Genomic DNA, 13,485 nt, shown 5'->3' with positions numbered 1-13,485 from the left:
TTTACGTATTCGTCACCTTAATCACGACCGTTTCACCCATTCTTGCAACTTTATCCAAAGACATTTCATATTTATGTGTATTCGTTTGACTGTTTGTAATAACCATAATCAACATGTCGCTTTTTGCATGTTCTTTAATATGCTGTAAATGATAGGTCAGTAATAACTGCCCGACAGTTATGGAATCTCCAACGTTTACCTTTACATCAAATCCCTCGCCTTTTAGAGCAACTGTTTCAAGACCAACATGAATCAATAGTTCCGTTCCATCATCAGCTACTATGCCAATCGCATGCTTTGTAGGAGCGATTTGTACAACCTTTCCAGCCACTGGTGATGACACATTTCCATCAATCGGAACAATAGCTATTCCTTCCCCCATCATTTTTTGACTGAAAACGGGATCTGGTACTTCTTCTATGGAAAGAATTTCTCCACTTATAGGTGCATAAATAAGCTGCGGTGTTTTTGGGGTTTTCTTAAATAATTTTGAAAACATTTTAGAATCTCCTTGTACCTATTTTTTGTGTGATTTTCTAACATTTTACTTTAAATGAACGCAAAAAAGGCACGGAAGTAACCAATTAAAAGAATCGGAAATTCTCTCAACCGTACCACCCTGCCTGAACGAATCAGTAACATGTGATCAATATGGAATATTACTTATAAAATACCATTATTTATTTAATAACACAATATGTAAAGAAAATATATTTGAATATTCAAAATAGGGAATTTAGGGCCTTTATTAACCTATTCCAATAAGGGCAAGAGTTAGTTTATAATGACCTTACACAATGGTTCGGTTGGAAACTTATAGAAGATATGTTAGTCAAAGAAGAACATACTGTTACCAATCATTAACTTGAAAATCCAAATGACCCAACGACAAATCATAAGGAGAAGAAGAGTGAAGCGAAACATACACCTCATTATTGTGGCTCTTGGTATACAATCTTTACAATCCAGTATTGTCTTCCTCACGTTAGCTTGGTTCTTTATTAACATCACTCATTCGCCCTTGGTGTTTAGTTCATTAATGGCATTTCGTTATATACCCGGGATATTATTGGCAGCGGTAAGCGGCATACTCATTGATCGATTCAATAAAATATCCTTAGGGTTATGGGCTAGCGTTTGGCATTTATTCACGTTATGTGCATTATTCGCGATTGGACTAATGGAAGTAGTACCAAGTGGCTTCGGTTACTGGATTTATTGCCTGGTTCTTCTTTTCATGGGTGTGGCCTCCGCCATATTAACACCGCTTGAAAGAACGTTAATCCCATTGTTAACTTCGCCAGAAGAATTAAAATCGGTCAATAGTTTCATAACGGCCATCACCCAAATCGCAAACTTATTAGGTACGGCACTTGCTGGTGGTCTATTGGTAATAGGGGGATTTACGGTGGCAATGCTAACGTCGATCATCCTGATTCTTCTATCTGTTGTTTGCTATGTGATTCTTAGGTACAGGGCGGTACTGAAAGATGCCAATAATCAAGATACCAATCGTATACAAACACCAATTAAGGTAACATTCTCGATTTTAAAAAGACAGAAGTGGATCTTTTCGGCTATCACGGCAGCGGTGTTTACGAATATGGCATTCGTTATGATCATGGATGTCTTACTCCCCACTTTATACTCGGAAATTAAGGTGAATGGTTCAGCGGCTTTGGGAATCTGCTTTACAGCCATTGGGATCGGGACTCTCCTAGGAGCAACCATTACGTATAAAATCAAACGAATGAATTTTGAAATGTCAATCGTATTATATGTTTTATCTGGAGTCGTAGGCACGATTGCCGGTTTTGTAGTGGATTCCACGATCATGAGTATTGTGTTGTTTGGAGTATTCGGACTTTTAGCGGCTCCCGTCACAATCATCTTCCAAACTGAATTGCAGCAGGCTATTCCCCAAAACATCATGGGCAGTGCCATGGGTTTTCTGACAGCTGGAGTGACATTGGCCCAACCCATAGGGGTCTTCATTGCTGGTGTATTTCTCTTAAAGCTCAATGGAAGTTATGTTCTTGCTATTTCTTGCTCTGTATCGATCATAGCCGTTGTGATGGGCTGGTATCGAATCAACAAGCAAAAGAAATTAATAAGCCAAGAAGTCATGATGACAAAACAAACATTAGGGTAGCGAAACGGAGCAACGAGGGAACTCCTCATTGCTTTTTACTATGTGTCGATTCGTGGTAGTTCAGTAGATGGCTAAGAAGATTGGCCAAGAAGGCTACTAAAATATTTACTAATCATACTGACAAACAGAATTCCTTTTATTAACTAATAAAGAAATTAGTCCAAATATATATGGTAAAATTAGTTAGGTTCATTTATATAGAGGTAGGAGGATATGGAAAATGAGTAATTGGTTATACATTCTGTATGCTGGAATTTTAGGCATAGTATCTTGGTTTACAGGGGAAATAGTAACCTTTGTGATGTTGGGGATTATTCTTATTGCTTTGAATAATATAAACACAACACTTAAAAAGATTCATCTTCAAAATGAAAGAAGTCATAAGGAAATAAGTTGATGTAAAACTCTAACGGGTGGATTTATTATGAAGAATCGAAATTTTACGTTCATCTTTTAGGAGGTCAGGCCTTTGCTTTCTTTCAAAAAAATCTCCGTAGGCCTTCTGTTTATAGGGAGTCTTGCTGCATGTGATAACGAACAAGACATGAAAAATGAAAAGGTAGAAATAGGGGAGAAAACAGAGGTACAAGATTCTACACAACATGAGGATATACCCTCGTACGAAGCGCCCAAGTTTCAGATATATGGCGGCTGGATGAACGATGAATCTTATATACTGATCAAGAGTGATGGTTACGATGGGAAGAATAGATCCAAATACATAGTAGAAAAATTCACTAAAACGGGGAAAGATAAGACGATAAAGCATTTCCAGTTAGCAAAATCTACTGGATCAAAACTGACCGGCATACTATTTAACAAGAAATCAAACAAGACATCTTTTCTGACACTAGAATTGAATAAAGATCATACCGAAATAACGGTCACGTTGCCGAATGAAAAACCCGATACCTATAAAAATGCAGATATAGAGCCGGAAGAATTTAATTCAGAGTATGAGTGGGAAGATTGACACCATAAAGAGAGTTGCTTTCGCAGCTCTTTTTCTTTATGGAGCTAATGGGGCAGGATAGTTCAATAAAGATGATGAATATACTATATAAATTTTTCCTAGGGAGTGAAGGTAAGTGGGGATCAGAATAGCAAATATACAAGATTGGAAGGCAATATCGGATTTGCTAGGCCAGTTGGATTATTTAAATACCGAGACCTTCATTAAAGATAAAATAGAAAGGCTTACCATACATCCTGATGAGGAATTATTGGTGTATGAGGATAATGAAAGAGTCATTGCTTTTATTTCCATGCATTACATACCCCAAATAGCGTTAATAGGTGATTTTGCTAGAATTAGTTATTTTGCAGTAGATTCAACAAATAGGGGTAAGGGAATTGGACAAGAGATTGAAGAGTTTTGTACTGAGTTGGCTAAGAAGCGAAACTGTGACAGACTGGAAGTTCATTGTCATTCAAGAAGAATCGATGCACATCGATTTTATTCCCGCCAAGGCTACATTGAATCACCAAAATACTTTATTAAGATGATCAAGTAATTCTTTTTCTTCTTCAAACTTCTTTAACTAAGGGGTGATTTACTCCAAAATAGAGAGTTGCTTTCGCATCTCTTTTTTCTTGTAGAACCTAGGATTTTCAACTTCTAAACAAGACATTTTCATGTTATATTCATACATATATTTCCACTACAAATAATGCAAACACCCCTCTCTTCTTATTAGATTTCTTAGTATTTGACATTGATACAAATCCAAAGTGAAATGAAGTAGATCTAACCGGTCGCAAAGGAGTGAAACGCATGTAAATACCTCTTTATTCTCTTAGAAAAATGAATAAAGAGGGGTTGTTTGCATTGAAGAATAAATCATTTACTGTATTGGTGGCAGGACAATCGTTAGCGAATGCTGGGGATGTTTTTTATATTGTTGCGCTGATAACAAGTGTTTACGCTGTCACCCATTCGTTATTTTATGTTTCGTTGGTTCCTGTCATAAATATGCTTGGTGGGTTTGTAGGAGGTTTAGTAGCACCACTGCTCATCGATCGGTACCCGTTGAAAAAGATTTTATTTCATTCCCAGTTCGTTAAAACGTGTTTCTTACTTGTGCTAACCCTATATGTATCATCGCTTTTCTCGAAAGACTCAATGGAAGCGGTGTATATCCTTATATTCTTCATCATGTTTTTGGATGGGTTCGCTAATCCAGCGAGTAGTGCCTTGATTCCTCAGCTTGTTCCGGAAGAGTCCTTATTAAAAGCAAATAGCCTCATGTCTTCTATCCAGACATTCATTCAGATGGGAGGATGGGCTGCAGGTGGCATTTTGGCGGCACTTTTGCATGCTCACGGGCTGTTATTGTTAACGTGCTGTTTGTATGGGCTATCCACTTTCTTGCTGGCATTCGTTAGAGTCAAGGAACAACAACAATCTGAACGTGAAGGGAAGGAAAGCAAAAGGGATTCCCTGTTTGAAGGGTGGAGGTTGATCGCAGGAGATAAGAGATTGCGTGCCCTACACTTCACCCTGTTTTTTGGTTCGATCGCTAGCCCGGTCTGGGTATCCTCGATCCTTTATCCGTTTATAGATAAACGCCTGGGAGTAGGAACGGAGTGGTGGGGCTATATCAACGCCTCTTTATTACTAGGATTATTTCTAGCGGGCATACTTGCATATAGACGGTCCGCCTTCATTCATAAGAATATCCAACAGGTGCTGTTGGGTGGAGGGTTCATGGTCTTTCTGCTGACCCTTTTATTTGGACTGAATGTGAATCCCTTCCTTGCCCTTTTGTTCATTGGTTCTTATGGTCTTTTCGAAGAAATGAGGATGATTTCCATTCATACGATCATCCAACGTGTAGTCAGGGAAAGGCTTTTGGCTAAGGTGTATGCCGTCCAAAGTTCTTTCATCATGCTAACTTTCGCGATATCCACTCTCGTGATGGGCATACTGGGCCAGCAATACAGCATCGTCGTGGTATTTATGGTCGCTTCGGTTTCCTTATGTATTTCATTCGTGTATCTTATGATCTGTAGAAAGCATGTAACGCTCCCTATAGATGGATCTAGCTTTGAAGAATAAATATGAATGATTGATTGATGAAGCCAACTCTGTTCTGTTGGCTTTTTTTCGTAGAATGTCATGAACTTTACATAGGGTGGAGGGGTATGATATAGTTTCAATATAGGGTGTGGGGGTATATAAGTGAGGGGGCGACAAATGGAATTCGACCTAAATAAAGAAACAGATACTTGTTGTTCGAGTACAACTGAGCGGAAAAGCCATCATTCCGAAGCAACAAAGAAAAATCTTGTTACAAGACTGAATCGTGTGGAAGGGCAAATCCGTGGCATAAAAGGGTTAATCGAAAAAGACACATACTGTGACGACGTGATTACTCAGATAGCTGCTGCGCAATCCGCCTTAAATGGTGTGGCCAAGATGCTTCTTGAAACACATATGAAAGAATGTGTGGTAGATCGTATTCAAGAAGGGGACTTGGAAGTACTCGATGAAGTCCTCGTGACAATCCAAAGACTAATGAAAAAATAAGGAGTAGATACTATGGAAAATGTAACCTTACAAGTAAGCGGGATGTCTTGCGGACATTGTGTAAAAGCAGTGGAAGGTAGTGTAGGAAAATTAGAAGGTGTCGATCAAGTAAAAGTTCAGCTAGAAGCTGGTCAAGTTACTGTATCGTATGATAAGGAAAAAGTAACCCTGGATACCATCAAGGAAACCATTGATGATCAAGGCTACGAAGTAGAATGATTTTGGGTACCATAATGAAAAGATGAAGAGTGCCACACTGGTACTCTAATTCTTTCGAAAGAATATACCCCTATTGGGTATAGTGGAGGTGAATGAGATGGCAACCGCATCTAATGATAAAGCAGCGAAAGAATCAAATCTTCAAATTTCAGGGATGACGTGTGCAGCGTGTGCGAACCGGATTGAAAAAGGGTTAAATAAAATGGACGGGGTCGAACAAGCCTCCGTCAATTTAGCACTTGAAAAGTCCACGATTACATACGATCCTTCCAAACTGAGTGAAGAAGACTTTGAAAAGAAAATTGAAGCGCTTGGGTATGGTGTCGTGAAACAAAAAAAGGAATTCGCTATCACGGGCATGACGTGTGCAGCGTGTGCGACACGGATTGAAAAGGGCCTAAATAAAATGGATGGTGTATCATTTGCCAACGTCAACTTAGCGCTTGAAAAAACGACGGTAGAATTCAATCCATCTGAAGTTACGATTGCGGACATCATTGCAAAGGTAGAAAAGCTTGGGTATGGTGCCCATCAAAAGCAAGACGGAAAAGAACAAGTGGATTATCGTGAAAAGGCCATTAAAGAGCAGAAACTGAAATTCATCATTTCTGCCATTCTATCCTTGCCTTTATTATGGACAATGTTCGGGCACTTTTCTTTTACATCCTTTCTATATGTACCAGATCTTTTAATGAATCCCTGGGTTCAAATGATCTTCGCAACACCTGTCCAATTTATCATCGGTAAACAGTTTTATGTAGGTGCTTATAAATCACTTCGTAACGGTAGTGCCAATATGGATGTGCTCGTGGTGATGGGTACTTCAGCGGCTTATTTTTACAGTGTATACCAAGCCATCGTTACAATGGGTGCGCATCATGGTCCGCATCTATATTTTGAAACAAGTGCCGTGTTAATTACCCTTATCCTTTTAGGTAAATTATTCGAGGCAAAAGCAAAAGGCCGGTCATCCGAAGCCATCAAGAAATTAATGGGGCTTCAAGCGAAAACAGCCATGGTCATTCGAGAAGGTGTGGAAAAAGAAATCCCGCTAGAAGAAGTGATGATGGGTGATACCATCCTGGTCAAACCGGGTGAGAAAATCCCGGTTGATGGAGAGGTAATCGAAGGAACGACGGCTGTCGACGAATCGATGCTAACAGGTGAAAGTCTGCCGGTGGATAAGACTAGTGGTGACCTGCTATATGGCTCCACCCTCAACAAAAATGGCTTCATTAAAATGAAAACGACAAAAGTAGGCCGGGATACGGCATTAGCCCAGATCATTAAGGTAGTAGAAGATGCGCAAGGTACAAAAGCGCCAATCCAACGATTAGCAGATAAGATTTCAGGTGTGTTCGTACCGATTGTCATCGGGATTGCCATTCTTACGTTCTTGGCCTGGTTGATCATGGTGGATCCAGGGAATTTCACGGCTGCACTTGAAGTGTTGATTGCCGTCCTTGTGATTGCCTGTCCATGTGCACTAGGATTAGCCACGCCAACTTCCATCATGGCAGGTTCAGGTCGTGCCGCTGAATTCGGCATTTTATTCAAAGGTGGCGAGCATTTAGAACAAACACAAGGCATCGATACGGTGGTTGTGGATAAAACAGGGACCGTCACACATGGTAAACCTGTATTAACGGATGTTCATGTGGCAACTAACCAGGATGAGAAGAAGTTCCTATCATTGATCGGGGCTGCGGAAAAGCAATCCGAACATCCCTTGGCAGAAGCAATCGTGCAAGGCATTCAGGATAAAGGCATCGAACTCGGCGATGTCCAGTTCTTTGAAGCGATACCGGGTCATGGGGTACAGGCAACGGTTTCAGGCCAAGGTGTCCTCGTTGGTACGCGGAAACTAATGAAACAATACGGTATCGATATTCAACCAATCCTTCCAACGATGGAGAAACTGGAAGCTGATGGGAAAACAGCCATGTTAGCGGCCATTAACGGACAGTATGCAGGCCTAGTGGCCGTGGCCGATACCATTAAGGAAACTTCCAAAGAAGCTATATCACGCTTACAAGGCATGGGAATCACAGTCATGATGATGACAGGCGATAACGAGCGCACCGCACAGGCGATTGGTAAAGAGGTAGGCGTTGACGCCGTCATTGCCGAAGTGCTCCCTGAAGGGAAAGCGGAAGAAGTGAAGAAGTTGCAACAACAAGGGAAGAAGGTTGCCATGGTCGGGGATGGCATCAATGACGCACCCGCTCTTGCCATAGCGGATATTGGCATGGCAATAGGAACCGGTACGGACGTTGCGATGGAAGCCGCCGACATTACATTGATTCGGGGGGACTTGAACAGTATAGCGGATGCCATACTCATGAGTCGCAAAACGATGCGCAATATTAAACAGAATCTGTTCTGGGCATTCGCCTACAACGTGATTGGGATTCCGATTGCAGCATTGGGGCTTCTGGCACCGTGGGTAGCAGGCGCTGCTATGGCATTCAGTTCCGTATCGGTTGTCTTGAACGCATTGCGTCTCCAAAGGGTCAAACTAGAAAAGTAAGCTAATTAAATGAAAAAAGAGCCTTGCTACCATAATGTGTAGCAAGGCTCTTGATTGTGCGAGAATTTAGTTAACTAGTAAACTCCTTGACGATGACAATTCCATCCACTATAATCAAATCTTGTGAAAAAAACAGGAAAAGGATGGGGACACATGAAAAGAATTCTAACGGCAGCTTTAGCATCCTCCATGCTATTATTATCGGCGTGCTCAGAAGACACGGATTCAAAGGAAACAGAAGTTACGAAGGAAGTAGATACAAAAGTGTCAGCTGAAACGGATGCTGCAGCGACCATCAAAGGGAAAGACTACGATGAAACGGGTGGAGCGGATGCCTATGCTTCTAAGGGAGACCATGCCGATTCTCGTTACTATAAAGCACCTGACTTCTATAATATGAAGTCAGATGATCGGTTAATTCTGATTGAAAACTATCAAACGATGCAACAAACGACGGAATGGTCTTGTGGACCTGCCACGGCTTTAATGGTCGCGAATCATTTTGGGTACACGGATTTAACAGAGATGGATATCGCGAAGCAAATGAAATCGATGACGGACTTGGATGTTAAAGACGCGTTGCCAGGAACCGCGAATAACTTCCCGGAATATGGTTCGAATGTTTCCCAACTCTATGACTTTTTCAAGAACTTAAAAGGATTTGAAGTGGTCGAATCAAGCTATCGCGAGGAATACAATGACGCAGACTTAATTCAAGCTAGTAAAGAAGTCACGGAGAATAATGTTGGCAACCTGCCAGCAACCTTCACGTGGAACAGCCTGTATGCTTCCGAAAACAGTGAAACGACAGAAGCGTTTGTAGAAGATGCGAAAGATAGCTATTTCGTGAAATGGCTGACGAATCATTTGAAGAACGATCGTCCAATCATGGTGGAATGGGGCGACTGGGATGGCCATTGGCAATCGATTATCGGATATGACAATAACGGCACACCGGGCATTGGCGATGATACACTGATCTTCGCTGACCCGTATGATACATCTGATCACGCGCAAGATGGCTATTATTTCTATCCATTAGAGCGTTGGTTTGGCCAATGGAATGACCGCAACATCGCACCAAAACCATTCCAATTACAACCTTATCTTGTCGTAGACAAGAAATAAGCAGATACGACACAAGCGGCAAGATCCAGTTCAATGGATGTTGCCGCTTTTTTAGTTATTCTATTTGTGAGTTTCCATTAGTCTTAGTGAAAGAAACGATTCATTGTTCTATTTTGGTAACTTCCCTACAAATGTCCATACTATTGTAGTATAATTATTTAGCGTAAAAATAAAATAACAATAAAAGGGGATCAAATGTATCAAAAGCTAGTAGACTTTCTTGAAAAATTGCCGAAAAACTTGCAAATTATTTCTGAAAAGATTGAAAGACTATCAAAGATTATTGACGAAGTCGGGATAAAGCTCATTACCTTTTCCTGTGGAATTTTAGGTTTAATTATAACATTTCGTTGGTTATTCTAACTCCACCCTATCTTTTGGATACCTATACAGCATGCTAAATACATAGAAAATGAGTTGAATGAGTTGGGAAAAAGTAAAAAAAAAGATTTTAGCATTATAAAGCTTATAAGTAGTATCATTTGGTCAATTTTTTGTATCATTGGTGCGATATTTATAGTGATTTTTTTTGTTAAAGAAATTTTCAATGCGTTTTTGTAGATCCACAGGCTGTCGACATAGGCAGCTTTTTTTGTACCAAGTTTAGCAGCAATTTAATGTTTCTAACTAGTAGATAGGATTCAAGGATGAAGAAACCGTAAATTTTTATGGTTTCTTTTTTATATGTATGGAAGGTTGGATGAACGTCTTTGTATATGGTTGATATGTAATCTAAATAAAAAATGTTAAAATTAGGGTATAGGAACTTGTTAAGAAATGGTTTTATTAATCGTTTCTCGTAAGAATCGGTATGCGGTAGGCCTATCTTCATTATTGAGTATGGATTATTAAGTGCCGTTTTTTTCGGAGGCTTCCACAGCAAGCAAGTATGATTTATTAGGAAATGAGAGGGGATTATTAGTATGGTAATAAGGGAAATAAGGGTCGATGATGCCGGGGACTTTATCAATCTAGTAAAAGATGTTGAACATACATCTGAATTTATGCTAATGGAACCAGGAGAAAGAAAAGCGACTCCTGAAAAACAACGAAAGCAATTAGAAGCGATCGAAAAACAACAAAATTCAACCATTTTTGTGGCAGAAGACGAAGGGAAACTGGTCGGTTATTTGATGGCCATTGGCGGTAGCGTGAAGAGAACAAATCATTCAGCTTATCTTGTTATCGGCATCTTAGAGGAGTGTAGAGGAAAAGGAATAGGTACTAGTTTGTTCCAAAATGTGATTAAGTGGGCTTCACATCACGATATTTCGCGATTGGAATTAACGACAGTGACTCAAAATGAGGCAGGTGTAGCACTATACAAGAAGTTTGGTTTTGAAATAGAAGGAACGAAAAGAAACTCACTTGTCATACAAGGCAAATCCTATAATGAGTACTATATGTCAAAACTTTTATAACCTGCTTGGAGGGCGGGAGTGAAGGAGATCATGGCAAAAACAGCATACATAGATTCAATGAAATTATATGTTATGATTGATAAAAAAGGAAAAGGTGGATTTATTTGAGCGTTAATGTCGGTGATATCCTATTTCAACTCATTATGTTTATTGTACTGTTTGGGGTGATTTTTGCCATTTGCTTTTTTGTCTGGACCCTCGTTAGAAGATCTCGCCATTCCAATTCCATAGAACAAAAACTTGATAAAGTCATCGAGTTGCTTGAAAAGGAAAAAAGAGAGTAAGGTGTGAGCCAATCGAATAATAGATTGAGTGGATTGAAAAGGGTTGTGTTTTTATGAGATTCTTCGTGTCATTTTTAGTGGTTTTCTTCCTTGTTTTTATTGGTGCCTACTTTATAAATAAATATCTAACGAAATGGCTTGGTGTAGAAAAGAAAGAAAGCATATCGGAAACTCCTGGTAAGAATCTTGACCGATGGGGAAGAGGTATCATCCTATTCATTTTTATATGTGCACTTCCCATGATACTAGAGTACGAAAATATACTTCAGTGGTATTGGGTTCTTTTCTTGAACGTATTAATTGGTTTTCAATCATTTCTGGAGTGGAAGTACCTGAAACCTTCCAAACAATATGTAATTACACTTACTTACCTAGTATTTGCTTTAGTTATCATGTATGGAATAGATAAATTTATTTAACCATCTAGATATTATGAAATAAGTCACTACGGCAATCCTTTTTCTTATATCTGGGCAGGCTACTTTAACGAATAAAAATAAAGAAGATCATTTGTTTTCTTAATAAAAAACAAGTAATCTTCTTCATAGTACAATTTAAAAACTTTTTTATGAGACCTATTGCAACACCTAAGACCATGCCTGTAAACAATTTGGCTGCTATCATTGCATTTACTGTATGACTATCAATAGGCTGTTTTTGATTCTTCTCTCGAGCGTTTATTCCCTTTATAGATAAAATAAAGGGAAATGACCATAAATAGTAATGCGAAGACACGTTTCATATCTAATTCTATGACTAAGCTATTGAACCATCCAAAATGATCAATAATTACACCAATTACAAGTTGACCCGTTATTCCAGCAATATTGGTTGCGATAACCCCAATTCTAGGAACGGCCATGACAGTCAGAAGTAAATACATGGTGCCTAAAAATGCTGCACTTAACTGCCATTTTGGTGCTTCTAGAAGTGCAAGCACATTTCCCCTGCCAAAAAATATGATGAAAATCGTAAGAAACATGGTTCCAGTGAGAAAGGTCAAAAATGTTGTTTCAATGGTTCCAGCTTTTCGACTAAATGTGCCATTTATAGATGATTGAGCGCTTAATGTGATGCCGCCTAAAAATGTAAATAAAATCATGAATAACCCCATAATTGTGTACCTCCTAGTTGATTAATATAAGTGCAATAATCATTGAAATAACTGCCAGTATCTTTTCTTTATTAATTCTAGTCTTTTTACTGCCTAGCCACCCAAAATGTTCAATCACCATACTCATGACTAATTGTCCGATGATGACAGCAACCATTGTAATACCAACACCGACGTATGGGACACTTATAACAATGGAGGTTAAATAAACAACACCCAGGACACCACCAAGTAATGACCATTTAGGTGCTTCAAATGTATAGGAAATCCGTCCTTTTCCAAAAAATAGCCACAATAGCCCCATGATAATGGAGCCCATGAAGAAGTTATAAAAACTTGTTTCTATTTGTCCAATTGTTTTTCCCAATTCAGCATAGATAGCTCCTTCAAAGCTAAGTGCTGCTCCAGCCAACAGAGCTAGTATATAAGATATAAAGCGCATAGAAAGTTTCTCCTTTTTAATATATTTATATATCTAGAAAAATAGATATAAATAGGTGGAAAACAGAAATCAAGATAAATTAGATCTCCGTTCTAAAATACTTAGCTAATTGTTGAATAAATTCTTCATTGCGCCTATAGTATGTCCATTGTCCATGACGAATCGATTCAAGTAGCCCAGCTTTTTGCATCATGTTTAAGTAGCTAGAAACCGTAGATTGAGAAACTTTGGCTTTTTCTTGAATATCCCCAACACATACTCCACCTTTATAACTTACCCCCTTTGGTAGGTGAGCGCCTTGTTTGGGAAAGTGCTTCTCTGGTTCCTTTAACCACTTAAGGATGTGAAGCCTTGTTTCGTTAGATAACGCCTTGAATACATCAATAGGATTCATGGACGTAATTATATATCTAGATTTCTCGATATGTCAACTTGAGGAAATAAAGAGAGTACAGGTAATGAAGCGTACCTTCATTAACGAACAAGTGATATAGCGAAAATAGGAAACGAGCCTCATCCCTAAGGATCGAGGTTTTATTTTTGTTCCTAAAAAAGGAACGAGATGTGGTACACTGATTCAAAAACCAAGGTGCACATCATTTGTACAATATATTTTTGTGCAGGCATGTGGACAACAATCGGACTGAGAAACCATATATATCAAAT

General features: G+C 39.2%; 16 protein-coding genes. 12 read left to right on the top strand and 4 right to left on the bottom strand.

The features are described from left to right. Window position 1 precedes the first annotated feature (1 nt). On the bottom strand, window positions 2–499 hold the full coding sequence (locus tag ACIQXH_RS05300; RefSeq protein WP_403122455.1) for a PTS sugar transporter subunit IIA: 498 nt from the start codon (window positions 497–499) through the stop codon (window positions 2–4). Window positions 500–910: 411 nt separating this feature from the next. Between ACIQXH_RS05300 and ACIQXH_RS05295 the strand changes: the two genes are divergently transcribed. From ACIQXH_RS05295 to ACIQXH_RS05240, 12 genes are all read left to right on the top strand, one after another. Continuing rightward, window positions 911–2,152, top strand: coding sequence for an MFS transporter (locus ACIQXH_RS05295; RefSeq protein WP_403122453.1), 1,242 nt, complete (start codon window positions 911–913; stop codon window positions 2,150–2,152). 220 nt (window positions 2,153–2,372) lie between these two features. After that, window positions 2,373–2,549 carry a hypothetical protein gene (locus ACIQXH_RS05290; RefSeq protein ID WP_403122450.1) on the top strand — a complete coding sequence of 59 codons (177 nt, stop codon included), beginning with the start codon at window positions 2,373–2,375 and terminating at the stop codon, window positions 2,547–2,549. A gap of 72 nt (window positions 2,550–2,621) precedes the next feature. After that, entirely contained in the window at window positions 2,622–3,125 is a 504-nt protein-coding gene (locus ACIQXH_RS05285; RefSeq protein ID WP_403122448.1) for a hypothetical protein, read from the top strand. 115 nt (window positions 3,126–3,240) lie between these two features. Continuing rightward, the gene (locus tag ACIQXH_RS05280) at window positions 3,241–3,666 is read left to right on the top strand and encodes a GNAT family N-acetyltransferase (RefSeq protein WP_403122445.1); all 426 of its coding nucleotides are present in this window, start codon (window positions 3,241–3,243) and stop codon (window positions 3,664–3,666) included. A 314-nt stretch (window positions 3,667–3,980) separates the two neighbouring features. After that, a complete protein-coding gene (locus ACIQXH_RS05275; protein ID WP_403122442.1) occupies window positions 3,981–5,210 on the top strand; it encodes an MFS transporter in 1,230 nt (409 codons plus the stop codon). A 138-nt stretch (window positions 5,211–5,348) separates the two neighbouring features. Next, the gene (locus tag ACIQXH_RS05270) at window positions 5,349–5,681 is read left to right on the top strand and encodes a metal-sensitive transcriptional regulator (protein ID WP_403122439.1); all 333 of its coding nucleotides are present in this window, start codon (window positions 5,349–5,351) and stop codon (window positions 5,679–5,681) included. 12 nt (window positions 5,682–5,693) lie between these two features. After that, entirely contained in the window at window positions 5,694–5,900 is a 207-nt protein-coding gene (gene copZ, locus ACIQXH_RS05265) for a copper chaperone CopZ (RefSeq protein WP_402873508.1), read from the top strand. Between the two features lie 97 nt (window positions 5,901–5,997). Beyond that, window positions 5,998–8,430: a heavy metal translocating P-type ATPase gene (locus ACIQXH_RS05260; protein ID WP_403122437.1), complete on the top strand. Its 2,433-nt coding sequence runs from the start codon at window positions 5,998–6,000 to the stop codon at window positions 8,428–8,430. A gap of 153 nt (window positions 8,431–8,583) precedes the next feature. Next, entirely contained in the window at window positions 8,584–9,558 is a 975-nt protein-coding gene (locus ACIQXH_RS05255) for a C39 family peptidase (RefSeq protein ID WP_403122435.1), read from the top strand. Window positions 9,559–10,481: 923 nt separating this feature from the next. Beyond that, a complete protein-coding gene (locus ACIQXH_RS05250) occupies window positions 10,482–10,979 on the top strand; it encodes a GNAT family N-acetyltransferase (protein WP_402957597.1) in 498 nt (165 codons plus the stop codon). 104 nt (window positions 10,980–11,083) lie between these two features. Beyond that, on the top strand, window positions 11,084–11,263 hold the full coding sequence (locus ACIQXH_RS05245) for a DUF4083 family protein (RefSeq protein ID WP_402957599.1): 180 nt from the start codon (window positions 11,084–11,086) through the stop codon (window positions 11,261–11,263). Window positions 11,264–11,316: 53 nt separating this feature from the next. Next, window positions 11,317–11,682 (top strand): DUF4181 domain-containing protein, encoded by a 366-nt coding sequence (locus ACIQXH_RS05240; protein WP_403122431.1) that lies wholly within the window; start codon window positions 11,317–11,319, stop codon window positions 11,680–11,682. A gap of 224 nt (window positions 11,683–11,906) precedes the next feature. On the opposite strand, the gene ACIQXH_RS05235 is transcribed toward ACIQXH_RS05240, so the two are convergent. The 3 genes from ACIQXH_RS05235 to ACIQXH_RS05225 form a co-directional block, all read right to left on the bottom strand. Continuing rightward, window positions 11,907–12,377 (bottom strand): DMT family transporter, encoded by a 471-nt coding sequence (locus tag ACIQXH_RS05235; protein ID WP_402957603.1) that lies wholly within the window; start codon window positions 12,375–12,377, stop codon window positions 11,907–11,909. Between the two features lie 13 nt (window positions 12,378–12,390). Beyond that, window positions 12,391–12,819, bottom strand: a complete 429-nt coding sequence (locus tag ACIQXH_RS05230) for a DMT family transporter (protein ID WP_403122428.1) — start codon at window positions 12,817–12,819, stop codon at window positions 12,391–12,393. A 79-nt stretch (window positions 12,820–12,898) separates the two neighbouring features. Further along, on the bottom strand, window positions 12,899–13,213 hold the full coding sequence (locus ACIQXH_RS05225; protein WP_402957607.1) for an ArsR/SmtB family transcription factor: 315 nt from the start codon (window positions 13,211–13,213) through the stop codon (window positions 12,899–12,901). Between the last annotated feature and the right edge of the window lie 272 nt (window positions 13,214–13,485).

This window comes from Peribacillus sp. NPDC097225, from assembly GCF_044761955.1.
In the GTDB taxonomy this organism is placed as follows: domain Bacteria; phylum Bacillota; class Bacilli; order Bacillales; family DSM-1321; genus Peribacillus.
The sequence above is the reverse complement of the archived record's forward strand: the minus strand, read 5'-3'. Positions and strand labels throughout refer to the sequence as shown.

Coding starts and splice junctions, on each gene's coding strand:
- ACIQXH_RS05300 (WP_403122455.1), bottom strand. CDS start 499: ATGTTTTCAAAATTATTTAAGAAAACCCCAAAAACACCGCAGCTTATT.
- ACIQXH_RS05290 (WP_403122450.1), top strand. CDS start 2,373: ATGAGTAATTGGTTATACATTCTGTATGCTGGAATTTTAGGCATAGTA.
- ACIQXH_RS05270 (WP_403122439.1), top strand. CDS start 5,349: ATGGAATTCGACCTAAATAAAGAAACAGATACTTGTTGTTCGAGTACA.
- copZ (WP_402873508.1), top strand. CDS start 5,694: ATGGAAAATGTAACCTTACAAGTAAGCGGGATGTCTTGCGGACATTGT.
- ACIQXH_RS05260 (WP_403122437.1), top strand. CDS start 5,998: ATGGCAACCGCATCTAATGATAAAGCAGCGAAAGAATCAAATCTTCAA.
- ACIQXH_RS05255 (WP_403122435.1), top strand. CDS start 8,584: ATGAAAAGAATTCTAACGGCAGCTTTAGCATCCTCCATGCTATTATTA.
- ACIQXH_RS05250 (WP_402957597.1), top strand. CDS start 10,482: ATGGTAATAAGGGAAATAAGGGTCGATGATGCCGGGGACTTTATCAAT.
- ACIQXH_RS05240 (WP_403122431.1), top strand. CDS start 11,317: ATGAGATTCTTCGTGTCATTTTTAGTGGTTTTCTTCCTTGTTTTTATT.
- ACIQXH_RS05235 (WP_402957603.1), bottom strand. CDS start 12,377: ATGGGGTTATTCATGATTTTATTTACATTTTTAGGCGGCATCACATTA.
- ACIQXH_RS05230 (WP_403122428.1), bottom strand. CDS start 12,819: ATGCGCTTTATATCTTATATACTAGCTCTGTTGGCTGGAGCAGCACTT.
- ACIQXH_RS05225 (WP_402957607.1), bottom strand. CDS start 13,213: ATGAATCCTATTGATGTATTCAAGGCGTTATCTAACGAAACAAGGCTT.